The following is a 17,578-nucleotide window of genomic DNA, read 5'->3' as shown; positions in this document are numbered from 1 at the left end:
GCGAAGAGAAGGGAGAAGGGAGCCGCCAGCCTCGGGGGCTCGGCTATAGGGCTAGCGGCAACGGCCGGCTACAGCATCGCTTCCACGTCCTCGCCGAACGCGTTGTTCGCCGCGGCCCGCTCCTCGGAGGACCCGGCGAGAGGCAGCTCGAACCAGAACCGCGTGCCGCGCCCGGCCGTGCTCTCGACATGGATCGGCTCGCCGTGGGCCTGCAGGATCTGCTTGACGATCGAGAGCCCGAGCCCGGTGCCGCCCTGCTTCCGGCTGCGCGCGGCGTCGACGCGGTAGAACCGTTCGAAGATGCGGTCGAGTGAGTCCTCGGGAATGCCGCGCCCGGTGTCCACCACCTCGACGCGGATCTTGTCGCGGTGGCGGCGCATCCGGCAGCGGACGTTGCCTTCCTCCGTGTACGAGATCGCGTTGTCGATGAGGTTCGTGAGCACCTGCCGCAGCCGGCTCCGGTCGGCCCACACCTCGGCCGAGCGGTTGTCGTAGGTCAGCGCGAGCCCCTTCGCCACGGCCTTCGGCTCCAGCATCTCGGCCACCTCCGCAATCAGCTCCTGGATGTCGAACGCCTCGGGGCGGAGGAGGTCCTCGCGGTACTCCAACTTGGCGATCTCGATGAGCTCGCTGAAGAGGTTATTGAGCCGCTGGAGGTTCGTGAGCCCCTTCGCCACATACTTCTGCCGCTGGTCCGGCAGGAGGTCCGGCGCGGCGAGGGCCTCGATGTAGCCGCCGACGGCGAAGATCGGGTTCTTGACCTCGTGCGAGACGTTGCCGATGAACTCGTTCTGGATGCGCGCCACGCGCTGCAACTCGTAGATGTCCTCGCGGAAGCGCTCGGCCATGAGGTTGAGGCTCTTGGCGAGGTCCTGCACCTCGGCCGCCCGCGTGCGCACGACGATCTCGCGGTCGAGGTCGCCCTCGTTGATGCGGCGGGCGTTCTTCGAGATCGCCCGGAGCGGGCGCGTCACCTGCAGCGCGGCGAGCCACGCGCCGATGAGCGCGAGCGCGAGCGCGAGCGCCATCCCGATCACGAGCGTCGCCTGCATCCGCTCGACGACGGTGAGGAGGGGCGGCGTCGGCTGGCCGAGGCGGACGATGTAGCCCGAGACCGGGCGGTAGAGCGCGGCGAAGAGCATCCGGCGGCCGTTCGGGCCGGTCCGCTCCTCGTACCCGAAGCCCGTCGCGAGGGCCTGCTCCACCTCCGGCTGCTGGAGGAAATCGCGCTCGGTGATGATCCGGCTCCCCTCGAGCTCCCACACGAGCGAGTCCCGCGTGGCGACGCCGATCCGGTACGGCGTGACGGTGCTCGTCCGGCGGATCGTCTCGAAGAGGGTTTCGTAGTCCGAGGCCGTCTCGATCTGCGCCGCGACGTAGCGGGCCTGCCCGCGCAGCGTCTCTCGCGCCGCGTCGTTGATCTGCCCGCGCAGCACGACGAACGCGTAGAGCCCCACGAGCACGACGGCCGTGCCGACGAAGAGCGCGAACGTCAGCATCATCCACGTCTGCGTGGAGGCGCGACGGGGGAGCAGCAGGCTCTGGAGGTCCTTGAAGCGGCTCATGGCTCAGCGAGCAGGGGGCGGCGAGCAGTGGAACAGGCACTGCCCCCTGCTCGCCGCCCTCGGGCTCACACCTCCTCTTCGGCCGGTTCCTCTTCGACGAACCGGTAGCCGACGCCGCGCACGGTCTGGATGTGCTTGGCGAAATCGCCCAGCTTTTCGCGGAGGTTCTTGATGTGGGCGTCGACGGTCCGCTCGGTCACCATCATCGCGTCCTTCCAGATCGTCTCGAGCAACTGCTGCCGGGTGAACGCCTTGCGCGGGTGGCGGACGAGGTAGCGGAGGAGCTCAAACTCGGTAAGTGTGAGCCCGAGGTCTTCGCCGTGGAGCGTGGCGCGGTACTCGTCCTCGTAGATGGTCAGGTTGTTGACGGTGAGGATATGGCTCTCCTCGGTGCCCGTCCGGCGCAGGATGGCGCGCGCATTCGCCAGCACGATCTGCGGGCTGACTGGCTTCGTGAGGTAGGCGTCGCCGCCGGCCATCAGGCCCTCGATCTGGTCCTCCTCCTCGACCTTCGCCGTCAGGAAGAGGATCGGGATCTTCTCGGTCTCGACGCGCCCGCGCAGCCGGCGGGCGACCTCGAAGCCGTCGAGCCCCGGCAGCATCACGTCCAGCACGACGAGGTCGATGTCCTGCGCGGCCTGGGTGAGGGCCTCTTCGCCGTCGTAGGCGGTGAGCACGTTGAACCCTTCCTGGCGGAGGAAGTGGCTGATGATCTCGACGACGTCTTCCTCATCGTCCACGACGAGGATGGTCATCTCAGAGGGCGTGAGGGTTGCCATAATTGATGCGAAGGGTGGGTGAAGGAGGTGCGTAATGGAGATGATACGCAGCAGCGCACTTCTCGTTCGGCGGAAATGCAGGCGACAGCGCGAGGCGATTCCGAAAGCACTCCTGTGTTCCCATAGGCTTTGAGTCCAATCCCTCATACCCTCCCCGTCTACGTCTTGGAGAGATGTGGCAAGACGGTTAGCTTGATCCCATCCCTCGCTAAACACGCTCCTCCCATGCGCCTGCTTCTGCTCGCTCTCTCAATCGTCTTCGCCGCGCTCCCTGCCTCCGCTCAGTACGAAGCCACGCTCGCCGCTGACATCACCCTTGGCTTTAATGGCTCTCCTCCTATCGATTTTGCTGTGTACGACAGCCGTCTCTTCTTCAATGCCAACGACTTCCAGAGTGGAGAGGAGCTTTGGGTCTACGACGCGGCTACTGGGGAAGCAAACCTCGCCGTCGATATTAACCCGGCTCATAACGTTTCAGGTCCCTCTGGATTTACGGTCTACGACGGTCGTCTCTTCTTCAATGCCAACGACGGTCAGAGTGGAGCTGAACTTTGGGTCTACGACGCGGCCACGAGTGAGGCCACACTTGTTGCCGACCTGAGTTCATCTACCTACGGCTCTATCCCAAGAAATCTAACCATATACGACGACCGCCTCTTTTTTACTGCCCAGGACGATCAAAACGGAGTGGAGCTTTGGGTCTACGATGCTGCCACCGCTATGGCCTCTATTGCCAGCGAAGTCCTCTCTGGTAGCGATAGTTCTTACCCTCTTTACCTCGTCGTCTATGACGATCGTCTCTTCTTCCAAGCTACGGATCTGCAACAGGCTGGCCCTGGTACTCCAACGAACCAAGAACTCTGGGCCTATGATGCTTCCTCAAACACTATCACCCTCGCCGCCGAAGTTTTCCCAGGTCAAAACGGCTCACGTCCCTCTGGACTTACGGTCTACGATGGCCGCCTCTTCTTCACTGCCACAGACGGTCAGAGTGCAAGGCAGCCTTGGTTCTACGACGCGGCTACTGGGGCAGCAGCCCGCGCCGCTGACCTCCAGCCCAATGGTCATCCAGAGTCACCCTCATACATTGTCTACGACGACCGCCTCTTCTTCGATTACAACAGCGCCGATGATTCCGCTTCAAAACTGTGGGTACTCGCTCCCACCATCGTTGCCAACGAGCCATCATCTGCCTTGCAGTCGGCGCAGTTGCATGCGCCACACCCGAACCCGGTGAGTAGCGAGGCAAGCATTTCGTTCGAGATAGCCGATGCCGGTCCGATCCGCATCGAAGTGTTCGACGTGCTCGGGCGGCGGGTCGCGGTGCTGGCAGACGGTGTGGGTTCGGAGGGTGAACACACGGTGACGTGGGAGACAGGGTCGCTGCCGACCGGGCTCTATCTCATCCGCCTCACCGCTGGCGACGCGGTGCAGACGCGGCGGCTGACACTGGCGCGGTAGCTACTCGCTCACCACGCGGGGGACGCGGGCGGTGAGGCCGCACGGGAGATCGTACGAGATCGTCCCCGCCGCCTCCGCCGCCTCGAACGCGGACGGGCCGCCCGGGCCGAACACGACGGCCTCATTCCCCACTGACACGGATGCGCCGGGACCGTCGGGTGCGCCGAGATCGAGCATCGTGAAGTCCATGCAGACGCGGCCAGCAATCGGATAGCGCCGCCCGCCGATGCCGACGGCGCCCCGGTTCGAGAGCGCACGCGGGAGCCCGTCGCCGTAGCCCACCGCGAGCGTGGCGATGCGCGTCGGCGCCTCGGCCGCCCACGTCCGGCCGTACGACACGGTCTCGCCCGGCTGCACGGTTTTGACGTGGACGACGCGCGTGACGAGTCGCATTACCGGTTTCGTCTCCGTCCGCTCGGCGAGGACGTCCGACGAGGGAATTCCGTAGAGCAGCCCGCCGACACGCACGAAGGCACGGCCCCGCACGGCATCGGGCAACCCGACGAGCGCCCCACTGTTGGCGAGGTGCAACGGTGGCAGCGGCTCCCCGACCTCGGCGGCGACGTGCTCGAACGCATCGATCTGCGTTTCAGCGAACGAGGTGTCCGGCTCGTCGGCCGTGGCGAAGTGCGTCCACAACCCGACGATCTCGACGTGCGGCGCAGCCCGCAGCATCGCCATCACTCCGGCGACCTCGTCCGGCTGCAGCCCGATCCGCCCCATCCCGGTGTCGACTTTGACGTGGACGCGGAGCGACTGCCCGAGCGCGACCGCGGCCTCGGCCACGGCGCGCGACGACACGGTCACCTCGAGGTCGTGCGCGGCGTACGCGGGCAGCGCCTCCGGCAGCGGTGCGCCGAAGACGAGCACGCGCTCCGTCACCCCGATCTCGCGGAGGCGGACCGCCTCGGGCACGTTCGCCACGGCGAAGACGCCGACGCCCTCCGCCCGCAGCACCGGCACGACGTGCTCGACGCCGTGCCCATACGCGTTGGCCTTCACGATGCCCATCACCTCGGCATCGCCGGCGAGACGGCGGAGGTAACGGAGGTTGTAGCGGAGCGCGTTGAGGTCGATCTCGGCGCGGGCGAGGGACGCAGCGGCGCGGACCGTCTGCGGGTCGAGGAGGGCGGTGTCGGTCATCGGGAATAGAGAGAGGGAAGAGAAGTAGCAGCGAGCGAACGCATCTCCCACGACTCCGGCTCCGCGCCCGCATCGCCGTGGAAGGCGGCGGCGAGGAGTTCGACGGAGCGGACGAGACGCGGGCCGGGCCGGTTGAAATAGGCGTCGCCGTCGAAGACGAATACGCGGCCGTCGCGAACGGCCCGCAGCGCGGTCCACTCCGGCCGGTCGCTCAAAAAATGCAGATCGCGGAGCGCCTGCTCGACTCCGAGCCCGCACGCGACGACGGCGAGCACGTCGGGATCGGCCGCGACGATGGCGTCCCACGCGACGTACTGCGACGGCGCCCCGGCCTCGGCACAGACGGTGCGGCCCCCGGCGAGATCGACGAGGTCCGGCGCCCAGTGCCCCGCCGTCATCAGCGGCTCGATCCACTCGATGCAGGCCACCGTCGGCGTCGGGCGGTCGGCGAGCGTACCGTCGCGGCGGCGGCCGATGCGCTCGTGCAGGTCGCGGAGTCGGCGCTCACCGTCGGCGACGACACGCATCGCGTCGGGTAGCCGGCCGACGGTGCGGCCGAGCCGGAGCGCGGCGTCGAGCACCTGCTTGAACGTCATCGGCTCTAGCGAAAAAACCTGCGGCCGAGCGCCGGTCCAATCGGCAAGCGCGGCTTCGAGCGTGTCGAGCGAGACGGCGCACACGTCGCACTGCGCCTGCGTCACGACGAGGTCGGGCGCGAGCGTGCGGAGCGCGTCGAGGTCTACGTCGTAGAGACTCAGCCCGCGCTGCACCGTGTCGCGCACGGCCGCGTCGATCGCCGCCGAATCGCCGTCGCCGCGGAACGTCGACCGGGTGACGGCGGGCAAGTCCCGCGCCGCGGCCGGGTAGTCGCAGGCGTGCGAGCGGCCGACGAGGAGATCGCCCGCGCCGAAGGTGTAGAGCCACTCGGTGGCGGCGGGCAGGAGCGAAACAACGCGCATGATGAGTCGGTGTGAGACGGGCGGCCGATGCGGCCGTGCCCCCTCTAAACTCGCCCATCTCTCCGAGGATTCGATGTCCACGCCCCTCCCCCGCCGCCCCGCCCCGTCGCTCACGGTCGACCTCGTCGGCGGCGGCTCGTGGTCGCTCGCCGACCAGGAGCCCGAGCAGTTCACCCTCCTCGTGTTCTACCGTGGCCTCCACTGCCCCGTCTGCAAAGACTACCTCCAGACCCTCACCGACCTGCAGGCCGACTACGCCGAGCGCGGCGTCGACGTCGTCGCCGTAAGCATGGACAGCGAAGTCCGGGCCCGGAAAGCGCGCATGGACTGGGACCTCGGCGACTTCCCGCTCGGCTACGACCTCGACGCGGCGACGGCGCGGGCGTGGGGCCTCTGGCTCAGCACCGCCATCAAAGACGCGGAGCCCGACCTCTTCTCCGAGCCCGGCCTCTTCCTCGTCCGCCCCGACGGCGAGCTCTACTACGCCGCCGTCAACTCAATGCCGTTCGGCCGCCCCCACCTCCCCTCGTTCCTCAAGTCCGTCGACTTCATTCTCGAGAACGACTACCCCGCGCGCGGTGAAGTCGAAGTCGACCCCGTGGCGGCGTGAGTCAACGGGGTGATCCTGGCCTCGAGCTCCACGTTCCCCGACTCAAATGTTCGACGCGATGAGCAGGTCGATGTCGCGGTGGGGCATCCCGAAGAGGAGCGCGAGGCTCTTCTTCGTGAGGTGCCGTCGGTAGACGTACGTCCCGCTGCGGAGGCTCGTGTTCTGCCACAGCGCGTCGTTGATCGAGGCCGACTCGCCGACGTCGAGGAGGTACGGCGTGAGCACGTTCGTGAGGGCGTAGGTCGCCGTCCGCGCCGCGTTGCTCGGCATATTCGGGACGCAGTAGTGGATCACCTCCTCGGCGACGAACGTCGGGTCCGAGTGGCTCGTCGGGTGGCTCGTCTCGATGCAGCCGCCCTGGTCGGTCACGAGGTCGATGATGACGGAGCCGGGCCGCATCGACCCCACCATCTCGCGCGTGACGAGGACGGGCGAGCGCTGCCCCCCCGACATCATCGCCCCGACGACGACGTCCGCGCGCTGCACGGCCTGCCGGACGTACTGCGAGTTCGCCATCGCCGTCGTGATGCGGCGGTCGAGGTAGTGTTCGAGCGAGCGGAGCGCGCCGAGGTCCGAGTCGAGCACGATCACGTGGGCGCCGTAGCCGAGCGCCGTCCGCGCCGCCCACTCGCCGATCACGCCGGCGCCGAGGATTACGACCGTCGCCGGGGGCACGCCGGAGATCCCGCCGAGCATCACGCCGCGCCCGCCGTTGCTGCTCTCGAGGAGTCGGGCCGCCACCTGGATCGCCATCGAGCCCGAGATCTCGTGCATCATGCGGACGATCGGCAGCGTCCCGTCGGGCTCGGCGATGAACTCAAAGCCGATGCCGGTCACGCGGAGGTCCATCAGCCGGCGGAGGAACGTCGGCGTCATGTTGCCGAGGTGGAGGGCGGAGATGAGCACCTGCTTCTCCTGCATCCACTCCAGCTCCTCCTCACACGGCGGGAACACTTTGACGACGAGCTCCGACCTGCCGTAGAGCTCTTTGGCCGTGTCGACGAGTTCGGCCCCGGCGTCGGCGTACTCGGCGTCGGTGAAGTGAGCCTCCTCCCCCGCCCCGCGCTCGACGGCGACCTCGTGCCCGGCGGCGGCGAGGATGCCCGCTCCGTACGGCGCGAGCGCGACGCGGCGCTCCTCGCCTGAGACCTCCTTCGGCACGCCGATGCGGAGCGTGCGCTTCCGCTCCGAGAGCGCATGCGGTTTTTCGAGCGGCATGAGCGATTGCTCAGCCCCGAACCCTTGGATGGACGGTATCTCCATGCGGCACCACGGTGAGGAGGGAATAGCAGTGGAAACTACGAAGCCTCGGGGAGGATGCCTATCCCCCGCGTAGCGGGACGGAAGATAGAACGGCCCCACGGCAGCACGGACGGCGAGGGACGAACACGCCGCGCCGCGCGGTTAGCCCACCGCCGTCACCCCCCGAGCCAGCGGTGCAGGAGGACGCCCGCCGCCACGGACACGTTGAGGGACTCGACGCCCGGCCGGTCCGCATCCGCGTGCGGCGCCCCGATGCGGACGCGACCGTCGAGCCGGGCGCGCACGTCGCCGGAGAGCCCGTGCGCCTCGCTGCCGAGCACGAGCACGGCCGCGTGCGGCGGCGACCACGCGGAGGCCGGCTCCCCGTCGAGGTCAGCGCCGAAGAGAGGGTGGCCCGAGGCGCGGAGCCGGTCGAGGGCACCGGCGAGGTCGTCGGTCGCGGCGATCCGCAGGTCCCACAATCCGCCCATCGCGGCGCGAACGGCTTTGGGGCCGAAGGGGTCGGCGGTACCGGGGCCGGCGAGCACGGCGTCGGCGCCGAACCACGCGGCCGTACGGAGGATCGCGCCGACGTTGCCGGGGTCCTGCACCCCGTCGAGCGCGACGATGGCACCCGTGAGCGTGTCGGCGTCGGCGAGCGCGGTGCGGGCGACGGCGACGATCCCCTGCGTCGTCGCGGTGTCGGCGATGCGGTCGAGGTCACGCGCGGCGACGGCGTGGACCGACACGCTCGCGTTGTCAAGGAGGGCGCGCACGCGCTCGTCACGGCTCGCCTCCTCGGTCACGAGGATCTCCACGAGCGACGCCCCCGCCGCGAGGGCCGACTCGACCGAGCGAAGGCCCTCGACGAGGAATTCTCCCGCGCGGTCGCGGTGCTTTTTGCGGTGGAGCGAGGCGAGGTCCTTGAGGCGGCGGCGCGTGAGTTCGGGCACAGGGTAGAGGGTGGGCACGGTTTCTGTTGGTCGGGCGACCACTCGGTCCGCACACTCCGAAGCCCGCTAGCCCGTTCCAGATCGACCCCTCGCGGTTCGCCTTCGACCCACTCCGCGACACGCTACCCCGTGATCCTCCACGCCGACATCCTGCTTTCCCCGACGCCCGCGCTGTACGACATCGTGTAATTTTTCGGAAGCGCTTCCGAATATTACGCGCAGCCCGCGCCGTCTCCTTCCCACAACCGCGCCCTAGCTATATTAGCGCCGCGAACCCCCGGTTTGCTATGCACGCTCAAGCCAACGGCACCCTCACTGCTGCTCTGACTAGCACCCCACCCATGCCCTTCAAACGCGACGTCTACCGCCGAGCCGTCTACCAAGAGCCCGGCCCCATCTCCCACGACAACCCCTTCCAAGAGATGATGGAGCGGTTCGCCTCGGCGGCCGAGATCATCAGCCTCGATCCCGGGCTGTTCAAATACCTCTCGAACCCGACGCGCATCCACATCACGTCGGTCCCCGTCGCGATGGACGACGGCTCGATCGAGGTGTTCGAGGGCTACCGCGTGATCCACAACGAAGTGCTCGGCCCCTCGAAGGGCGGCGTCCGCTTCGCGCCCGACGTGAACCTCGGCGAGGTCAAAGCGCTCGCCGCGTGGATGACGTGGAAGTGCGCCGTCGTCGGCGTCCCGTTCGGCGGGGCGAAAGGCGGCATCCGCTGCAACCCCGCAGAGATGAGCCCCGGCGAACTCGAGCGGCTCACGCGCCGCTACACGGCCAATTTGATGGACGTCTTCGGTCCGGACAAGGACATTCCGGCGCCGGACATGAACACGAACGAGCAGATCATGGCGTGGCTGCTCGACACCTACTCCATGCACGTCCGCCGGACGGAGACGGCCGTGGTCACGGGCAAGCCCCTCCTCCTCGGCGGCTCGCTCGGCCGCCGCGAGGCCACGGGCCGCGGCGTGATGACGACGACGCTCGCGGCGATGGAGCGCCTCGGCCTCCGGCCCGCGCAGTGCACCGTCGCCGTGCAGGGCTTCGGGAACGTCGGCTCGATCGCGGCGCAGCTCCTCCACGAGCAGGGCTGCCGGATCGTCGCCGTCAGCGACGTCTCGGGCGGCTATTACAACGAGAACGGGATCGACATCATCGCCGCGATGGACTACGCCGCGTCGCATGGCCGCTCCCTCGCCGGCTTCGAGGGCGCCGAGGAGATCACGAACGAGGAGCTCCTCGAACTCGACGTGGACGTCCTCGCGCCCTGCGCCAAAGAGAACCAGATCACGAAGGACAATGCCGGCAACATCAAAGCGAAGATCGTCGCCGAAGGCGCGAACGGCCCGACGACGACGTTGGCCGACGAGATCCTGCAGGAGAACGGCGTCCTCGTCATCCCGGACATCCTCGCGAACGCGGGCGGCGTGACAGTCTCGTACTTCGAGTGGGTCCAGAACCGCCACGGCTACTTCTGGAGCATGGACCGCGTCAACCGCCGCCTCGACCGGATGATGCGCGAGGCGTTCGACAAGGTCTACGACGCCGGCCAGAAGCACGACGTTAAGCTTCGGATCGCGGCGTACATCATCGCCATCGAGAAGGTGGCGGGCGCGCTCAAACTGCGCGGGATCTACGCCTGACACAGACTGCACGTCGGGTATTTTGGGGAGCCGCGCCGGATCATTCGGCGCGGCTCCTCTCGTTTATGCCAACCATGCGCCTCTGCCTCCTCCTCTGCCTGCTGCTCGCCGCCGGCTGCGCCACGCCGATCCCGCCGTCCGGCGGCCCCGAGGACACCACGCCGCCCCGGCTCGAAACGGCCGAGCCTGCCGACGCCGCCGTCAACGTCCGCGCCGACCGGCTCGTGCTGACGTTTTCGGAGAACGTGGACGAGGGCTCCGTCGCCCGCGCGTTCGGGATCGCACCCGCGTGGGAGACGCCGCCCGACGTGCGTGTGCGAGGTCGCCGTATTGAGGTAACGTTCCCCGACTCGCTGCGGGCGAATACGACCTACGTCGTCACGTTCGACACGAACCTGCGCGACCTCCGCAACGTCGCGCTCCCGCAGCCGATCACGCTCGCTTTCGCCACGGGGCCGGTCCTCGACCGCGGGCAGATCGCGGGGCGCGTGTCGGACCCGCAGACCGGCGCGCCCGTCGCCGGCCTCGACGTGTTCGCCTATGCCCTCCCCGACACGACGGCGACCGATTCGACGGCGCTTGATTCGACGGCGCTTCCCGACCCACGCACGACGGCTCCGGACTACCGGACGCAGACGGGGCAGGCGGGCACATTCACGCTCGATTACCTCCGTCCTGAGCCGTTCTTCGTCGTCGCCGTGAGGGATGCGAACCGGAACCGCCGGGCCGATCCGGGCGAGGCGTTCGCCGTGCCGTACACGCCCGTCGCCCGCGCCGTCGCGCCCGACTCCGCGCGCACCGTACCGACGCTGCGCGCGTTCCGCACCCGGCTCGATACGATCCCGCCCGAGCCGCTCCGCGTCCGCACCCGTAGCAGCGCCCGCTTCGCCGTCCGCTTCGACGAACCCGTCGTGCTCCGCGACCGGAGTCCGGCGGCGTGGGCGCTCGTCGACACCACGACGGGCCGCGCCGCCGCCGTCGAGCAGGTCTACGCCGACGACGACCTTCAGCAGATCGTGCTGCGGACGGAGCCGCTCGCCGAGACCCCGCACCGGCTCCGGCTGACCGAGTCCGCCGCCGTCGCCGACTCTGCCGGGAATGCCGCCCGCCCCGAGCCTCTCGTCTTCACCCCGAGCCCCGACGCCGACACGCTCGCCGTCCGCTTCCTCAACTTCCTGCCCGCGTCAGTAGACGGGCAGCGGGCGCTCGCGCCGCTCGACACGGTCGGCGTCCGCTTCAACGCCCCGCCGGACTCCGCCACCCTCGCCGGCGTCGCCGTCACCGACACGCTCGGCGCGGCACTCCCCGCCGCGCTCACGACGGACGACGGCGTGCGCTACCGCATCGTCCCGCCGCCGTCGGAGCCGTTCCGCGTCGCCGTGCCGCAGCCGGATTCGACGTTCGTGCGCCGGTTCACGCCGCTCCCGCTCAGCGAACGCGGCGAACTCGCGGGCGTCGTCGTCGCGCCGGACAGCGGGCGCGTCGTCGTAGAGGCGCGGGCGGGTACGGCGCGGTACGTCGCCCTCGCCGATGCGACGGGAGCGTACCGGTTGGAGGGCTTGCCCGAGGGCGAGGTCCGCCTCCGCTTCTTCGTGGACCGCAACGGGAACGGACGGTGGGACGGCGGCCGACTCGCGCCCCTCATCCCGCCGGAGCCGCTACGCTTCCTCGACGCCCCGCAAGCCGTCCGCCCGCGGTGGGAATCGGTGATCGACACCGTCCGGTTCGAGGGATCGGACGAGCCCGCGAATGGGTAGGCCTCCCTTCCCGACCGCCCCGACTGCCCATTCTGCCATGCCCGACACCCCGCGCGATCTCTTCGAGCCCGTCCTCTCCACCGAGGCCATGCGCACCGCCGACCAGCGCACGATGGACGTGTTCGGGCTGCCCGGCTTCACACTCATGGAGATCGCCGGGCGCGGCGCGGCGGATGTCATCGAGTCCGTGTTTGGGGCCGCCGCCGGGCGCGACGTGCTCGTGCTCGCCGGGAAAGGCAACAACGGCGGTGACGGACTCGTGGTGGCGCGCGTGCTGGCCGGGCGCGGCGCCCACGTCCGCGTCATCGTCGTCGCGACGGAGGACGACGCGACGGAGGACACCGCGCACAACCTCCGCCTGCTCCGACGTGTCGCCGAGCACGACGATCGCGTGACCGTCGATCCGTTCGATGACATCCGGCAGGTCGCCGCCGCTCGTCCGCCGGACCTCATCGTGGATGCGCTCCTCGGGATCGGGGTGACGGGGCCCCTGCGTGCCCCGGTCGATGCCCTCGCCCGGTGGATGAATGGGCAGTCCGCGCCCATCGTCGCGCTCGACGTGCCGACCGGCCTCGACAGCACGACCGGCACCGCGCAGCACGACGCCGTCCGCGCCGACCTCACGGTGACGATGGCCGCGCGCAAAGCCGGCCTCCTCTACAACGACGGACCGGAGCACGCCGGCCGGGTCGAGGTCGTCGACATCGGGATTCCGCCGCACCTCATGGCCGAGGCGCTCGGCGTCGCGGGCAGCGCGCGGCGCTCGACGGACGCCGCCGTGCGCGCCCTCCTCCCCGAGCGCCCGCGCGACGCGCACAAGTACACCGCCGGCCGCGTCGTCACCGTCGTCGGGTCGCACGCCTTCCCCGGCGCGGCCGTGATGGCGTCGGAAGCAGCAGCGCGGGCCGGGGCCGGGGCCGTCATCTGCTGCACGGCCGCGAGCGCCCGCCCCATCGTCGAGACGAAGCTGACGGAAGTGATGACGGTCGCGCTCCCCGAAACGGACGACGGCACGATCTCTCACGGCGCGCTCGCGGCCCTCACCGAGCGCACCGGCAGTGCCGACGCCGTGCTCGTCGGCTGCGGGCTCGGCACGCATCCCGAGACGCAGCGGCTCGTCCGCACCCTCCTCACGAAGCTCACAGGCCCCGTCGTCGTCGACGCCGACGGGCTCAACGCGCTCGCCGGCCACACCGACCTGATCTCGAACTACGCCGATGGTCGGTGGGTGCTGACGCCGCACACGGGCGAGCTCGGCCGCCTCGTCGGCGACGCCGACCTCGACACGACGGACCGGATCGCGCTCGCTGCGCGGTGGGCGGCGCGGTGGAACTGCGTGCTCGTGCTCAAAGGAATGCCGAGCGTCGTCGCGACACCCGACGGCGAGGTGTTCGTCGCGGGCGTGAGCAACCCGGCCCTCGCCACGGCCGGCACGGGCGACGTGCTCGCGGGGATGACGGCGGGCCTGCTCGCGCAGGGCTTGGCGCCGACTGACGCTGCGGTCTGTGCGCTCCACCTCGGCGGCCGGGCAGCCGACCGCTACACCGCGACCCGGGAAGCCCGCACCATGCTCGCAACGGATCTGCTGCGCGAACTGCCGCACGTACGCTTCGACGGGCTCTGACGTTATCGTGCTGCCGCCGCCGCTCTCCTCTCCATCGCCCCGCCCGACATCCCCGCATGAAAGCCCTCTCGATCGGCTGGATCCTCTTTATCCTCGCGCTCCTTTCGATCCCCGGCGAGAGCATCCCGAGCCACACCCTCTTCACCTTCGACAAAGCGGGGCACTTCGGCGTCTTTTTCATCGGTGCTCTCCTGTGGATCCGGACGTGGCCGGACCGGGCGTTGCGCATCTTCGTCATCGGCGTGGCTTTTAGCGTGGGGACCGAGTTGTATCAAGGCCTCATGCCCTTCCTCGGCCGCAGCGCCGATGTGTACGATGTCGTCGCCGACGTGATCGGTTTGGCGTTGGGCCTCGGGCTCGCGCTCTGGCTCCAGCAGAAGCAGCGGGTCCCCGTCACGTGAGCGCGGCTCGTCGGGAAGAGCAACGATGGCGGGCTCCCGGGGTCTGATTGGTGGACTCCGACCCGTTCACTCGACCCCGACGCCCATGCGAGACCTCCGCCGCCGCTATCCCCTCTACGTCCAACTCGGCCTCCTCCTCTCGCTCGCTCTCGCGATCGCCGCGTTCTCCGTCCCCCTCCGCTTCAGCGAGGACATCGAGGTCATTCGCGTCCCGAACGAGCCGATCCTGCCGACCGAGATCGAGATCACGCAGCACCGTCCCGACCCGCCGCCGCCACGTCCGCCCGCGCCCATCGAAGTAGAAACGGTGGTGGACGAGATAACGGTCGAGCTTCCGCCGCTCGACCCGACGACGGAGGCCCCGCTCGCGATCCCACCCCTCCCCATCCCGCCGGACCTCGTGCCTGAGCCTGAGCCCGCGGCGGATGTGTCAGAGATTTTCGAGGTCGTCGAGGACCCGCCCGTCCTGCTCCCCGACGAGTTGGAAGGGCTGCGACAGCTCCAGCGGCGGGCGCGGTACCCGGAACTCGCGCGGCGCGCCGGCATCGAGGGGACGGTCCTCGTCCAGTTCGTCGTCGACGAGCAGGGCAACGTCGTCGACCCCGTCTGCGTCCGCGACCCCGGCGGGCAGACGTGCGAGGAGGCAATCCGCGCCGTCCGCGACGCCGAGTTCAAGCCAGGGCGGCAGCGCGGGAAGCCCGTGAAGGTCCGTTTCCGACTCCCCGTCCGCTTCCGACTCCGCTGATCTCCGCGGAGCGACGTATCGAGCCCCGGTTGCTGGAAAGCAGCCGGGGCTTTTTTCTCGGCTGCCACTCGGGCCGGCTTGGGGATTTCCCCCACACGCAGATGGCGGGATGGCGTACAACCCCTGCCTACTTCGTCATTACCGCGAGGGGCGACGGGGCCTCTCAGTCGCGCCCCCCCGTATTGGCTTGATTAGAGGCGAGTCCCACCAAACTCCCCCTACCATGGTCGTCATCAAGAGTGCCTCCGCCGACCTCCGCCGACGCTACCCGCTGTTCTTCGAGATCGGGCTCGCTACGTCCCTCGGCCTCGCCGTGATCCTGTTCACGGTGCCGTTCGAGACGAGTGACGACTTCGTCATCGTCGAGCAGCAGCAGGAAGTCGTCCACGTCGAGGACATCGAACAGACGCAGCAGCTCGAGAAGCCGCCGCCGCCGCCCCAGGCCCCGGCCCCGATCGAGGTCTCGAATGAGGCGATGGTAGAGGAGATCGCCCTCGACTTCGACATGGACCTCGACCTCAGCGAGACCGTGACGAGCGCGCCCGTGCCGCCGCCCCCGCCGCCGGACGCACCCGCGCCCGCACCGGAGCCGGAGCCCGAGATCGAGATCTTCGTGATCGTGGAGAACCCGCCCGAGTTGATCGGGGGCATTCAGGGCGTGCAGGACCGCCTCCAGTACCCCGAAGTCGCCCGCCTCGCCGGGTTGGAAGGCACCGTCTTCGTCCAGTTCATCGTCGACGAACGCGGCAACGTCGTCGACCCGATGTGCATCCGCGACCCCGGCGGCGGCACGTGCGACGAGGCCCTCCGTGTCATTCGGGATGCGAAGTTCAAACCGGGCCGCCAGCGCGGCAAGGCCGTGAAGGTCCGGTTCTCCCTCCCCGTCAAGTTCCGCTTGCAGTAGCGATCCGCAGGGCACATCCGATGGTGGGTGGGGCCGATGGTGGGTGGGGCGAGCGCGCTTGCAATGCTGCAGGCGCGCTCGTCGGCGTCAATCCCGGCTGAGCAACTTCGGCGGCGGCGCGGTGTCTATCCAGTATCACGGGTCGGGCGAACCGCGTTTGCCCCGGCTCCGTTGGAGTCCATACTTTCGGGCCTCCACAAAACGTTTATATTGCCGGAAGCCGCCCACGAACCCAGACGCCCCTATGCCCGTCCGCAAATCAGACAGTGCCGACCTCCGCAAGAGGTACACGATCTTCGTCCAGCTCGGGTTGGTCGCCTCCCTGATCATCCTCGTCATCCTCTTCACGGTCGATTACACGTCGAACCAGGACTTCCAGATCGTCGAGGAGCAGCAGGAGATCGTCCAGGTCGAGGAGATCGAGCAGACCCGGCAGATCGAGAAGCCGCCGCCGCCGCCGAAGCCGCCGGCCCCCGTCGAGGTGCCCGATGAGGATATCGATGAGCAGATCGACCTCGACCTCGACATGGACCTCGACCTCAACGACGCGCCGACCGACCTCCCGCCGCCCCCGCCCCCGCCGCCGGATGAGCCCGAGCCCGAGCCCGAGCCCGAGCCCGAGATCTTCGTGATCGTGGAGAACCCGCCGGAGCTGATCGGCGGCCTCGAAGGCCTGCAGGGGCGCATCCAGTACCCCGAGCTCGCGCGGCGCGCCGGCATCGAGGGGACGGTGTTCGTCCAGTTCGTCGTCGACGAGCAGGGCAACGTCGTCGACCCCGTCTGCGTCCGCGACCCCGGCGGGCAGACGTGCGAGGAGGCCCTCCGCGCCGTCCGCGTCTCGAAGTTCAAGCCGGGCCGCCAGCGCGGGAAGCCGGTGAAGGTGCGGTTCTCGCTCCCGGTGAAGTTCCGCCTCCGCTAAACGCTGCGGATCGACGTATCGAGCCCCGGCTGCCTCAGCGGCCGGGGCTTTTTTGTCGGGTAGCTCGTCAGGCCGGGTGCCGTCCGTGGAGACGCGACATGTCGCGTCGCTACCTCGATGCCGACCGCTGGTGCCGAACTTCACCGCCTGGCTCGCCGACGAGCACGTCCGTCGCCATCGCAACGAACAGGCCGTGGTCGAGCACGCCGGGGATCGCGTGGATCGCCACGCCGAGAGCGGCCGGATCGGCGATGGGGTCGAACGTGGTGTCGAGAATCCAGAACCCCTGATCGGTGACGACGGGACCGTCCTTCTTCTGTCCCATCCGTAACGCGGGCTCGCCGCCGAGCCCGCGGAGGGCACGTTCGACCGGCGCGAGCGCGAAGGGGAGCACCTCGACCGGTACCGGCATCGTCGCCCCGAGCCGTTCCACCTCCTTCGAGGGGTCGACGAGCACGACGAATCGGTCCGCCGCTGCGGCGACGACTTTTTCGCGCGTCAGCGCCGCACCGCGCCCTTTCACGAGGTGGATCGCGCCGTCCGCATCCGTCGCCACCTCGTCGGCCCCGTCGAGCGCGAGGTCGAGCCCGTCCACATCGTCGAGGGTGGCGAGCGGGATGCCGTACTGCCGGGCGAGCCGCTCGGCGGCGAACGAGGTCGGGACGCCGACCACGTGCACCCCTTCCTCCGCGATGCGATGGCCGATGGCTTCGAGCGCGTAGGCCGTCGTCGAGCCCGTGCCGAGGCCGAGGCGCATCCCGTCCTCGACGAACTCGGCGGCAGCGCGCCCGACGATTTGCTTGGCCTGCTGTTGGTCCGTGGTCATTCGTCCGTGGTCAGTGGCGGGTGCCGGAGTCTACGAAACCACGG

General features: G+C 69.1%; 16 protein-coding genes. 9 read left to right on the top strand and 7 right to left on the bottom strand.

Annotated features, from left to right (window positions below; all coding sequences use genetic code 11):
* Nucleotides 1-68: 68 nt before the first annotated feature.
* Complete coding sequence (locus ABJF88_19050; GenBank protein ID MEP0549040.1) at nucleotides 69-1,565, bottom strand: HAMP domain-containing sensor histidine kinase; 1,497 nt, start codon at nucleotides 1,563-1,565, stop codon at nucleotides 69-71.
* Nucleotides 1,566-1,630: 65 nt separating this feature from the next.
* Nucleotides 1,631-2,344 carry a response regulator transcription factor gene (locus tag ABJF88_19045; GenBank protein MEP0549039.1) on the bottom strand — a complete coding sequence of 238 codons (714 nt, stop codon included), beginning with the start codon at nucleotides 2,342-2,344 and terminating at the stop codon, nucleotides 1,631-1,633.
* 225 nt (nucleotides 2,345-2,569) lie between these two features.
* Between ABJF88_19045 and ABJF88_19040 the strand changes: the two genes are divergently transcribed.
* Nucleotides 2,570-3,805 (top strand): T9SS type A sorting domain-containing protein, encoded by a 1,236-nt coding sequence (locus ABJF88_19040; GenBank protein MEP0549038.1) that lies wholly within the window; start codon nucleotides 2,570-2,572, stop codon nucleotides 3,803-3,805.
* Here the strand turns inward: ABJF88_19040 and alr are convergent, their stop codons facing one another.
* On the bottom strand, nucleotides 3,806-4,948 hold the full coding sequence (alr, locus tag ABJF88_19035; protein MEP0549037.1) for an alanine racemase: 1,143 nt from the start codon (nucleotides 4,946-4,948) through the stop codon (nucleotides 3,806-3,808).
* Nucleotides 4,945-5,907 (bottom strand): cobalamin-binding protein, encoded by a 963-nt coding sequence (locus ABJF88_19030; protein ID MEP0549036.1) that lies wholly within the window; start codon nucleotides 5,905-5,907, stop codon nucleotides 4,945-4,947. The genes alr and ABJF88_19030 overlap by 4 nt, the downstream gene beginning before the upstream one ends.
* Before the next feature lie 73 nt (nucleotides 5,908-5,980).
* On the opposite strand from ABJF88_19030, the gene ABJF88_19025 reads away from it, so the two are divergent.
* Nucleotides 5,981-6,517 (top strand): peroxiredoxin-like family protein, encoded by a 537-nt coding sequence (locus ABJF88_19025; GenBank protein ID MEP0549035.1) that lies wholly within the window; start codon nucleotides 5,981-5,983, stop codon nucleotides 6,515-6,517.
* 42 nt (nucleotides 6,518-6,559) lie between these two features.
* On the opposite strand, the gene ABJF88_19020 is transcribed toward ABJF88_19025, so the two are convergent.
* Nucleotides 6,560-7,735: an alanine dehydrogenase gene (locus tag ABJF88_19020; GenBank protein ID MEP0549034.1), complete on the bottom strand. Its 1,176-nt coding sequence runs from the start codon at nucleotides 7,733-7,735 to the stop codon at nucleotides 6,560-6,562.
* A gap of 200 nt (nucleotides 7,736-7,935) precedes the next feature.
* Entirely contained in the window at nucleotides 7,936-8,730 is a 795-nt protein-coding gene (locus ABJF88_19015) for an RNA methyltransferase (GenBank protein ID MEP0549033.1), read from the bottom strand.
* Nucleotides 8,731-9,053: 323 nt separating this feature from the next.
* On the opposite strand from ABJF88_19015, the gene ABJF88_19010 reads away from it, so the two are divergent.
* From ABJF88_19010 to ABJF88_18980, 7 genes are all read left to right on the top strand, one after another.
* A complete protein-coding gene (locus ABJF88_19010) occupies nucleotides 9,054-10,358 on the top strand; it encodes a Glu/Leu/Phe/Val dehydrogenase (protein MEP0549032.1) in 1,305 nt (434 codons plus the stop codon).
* 74 nt (nucleotides 10,359-10,432) lie between these two features.
* Nucleotides 10,433-12,115 (top strand): Ig-like domain-containing protein, encoded by a 1,683-nt coding sequence (locus tag ABJF88_19005; protein ID MEP0549031.1) that lies wholly within the window; start codon nucleotides 10,433-10,435, stop codon nucleotides 12,113-12,115.
* Nucleotides 12,116-12,152: 37 nt separating this feature from the next.
* Nucleotides 12,153-13,739, top strand: coding sequence for an NAD(P)H-hydrate dehydratase (locus tag ABJF88_19000; GenBank protein MEP0549030.1), 1,587 nt, complete (start codon nucleotides 12,153-12,155; stop codon nucleotides 13,737-13,739).
* Between the two features lie 56 nt (nucleotides 13,740-13,795).
* Nucleotides 13,796-14,140, top strand: a complete 345-nt coding sequence (locus ABJF88_18995; GenBank protein MEP0549029.1) for a VanZ family protein — start codon at nucleotides 13,796-13,798, stop codon at nucleotides 14,138-14,140.
* A gap of 85 nt (nucleotides 14,141-14,225) precedes the next feature.
* Nucleotides 14,226-14,885 carry an energy transducer TonB gene (locus tag ABJF88_18990; GenBank protein MEP0549028.1) on the top strand — a complete coding sequence of 220 codons (660 nt, stop codon included), beginning with the start codon at nucleotides 14,226-14,228 and terminating at the stop codon, nucleotides 14,883-14,885.
* A gap of 223 nt (nucleotides 14,886-15,108) precedes the next feature.
* Entirely contained in the window at nucleotides 15,109-15,789 is a 681-nt protein-coding gene (locus ABJF88_18985) for an energy transducer TonB (GenBank protein MEP0549027.1), read from the top strand.
* Nucleotides 15,790-16,033: 244 nt separating this feature from the next.
* Entirely contained in the window at nucleotides 16,034-16,708 is a 675-nt protein-coding gene (locus ABJF88_18980) for an energy transducer TonB (GenBank protein MEP0549026.1), read from the top strand.
* 109 nt (nucleotides 16,709-16,817) lie between these two features.
* Here the strand turns inward: ABJF88_18980 and rpiA are convergent, their stop codons facing one another.
* A complete protein-coding gene (rpiA, locus tag ABJF88_18975; protein MEP0549025.1) occupies nucleotides 16,818-17,534 on the bottom strand; it encodes a ribose-5-phosphate isomerase RpiA in 717 nt (238 codons plus the stop codon).
* Nucleotides 17,535-17,578 lie beyond the last annotated feature (44 nt).

This window comes from Rhodothermales bacterium (assembly GCA_039944855.1).
In the GTDB taxonomy this organism is placed as follows: domain Bacteria; phylum Bacteroidota; class Rhodothermia; order Rhodothermales; family JANQRZ01; genus JBBSMX01.
This window is presented reverse-complemented; position numbering and strand designations above follow the sequence as displayed.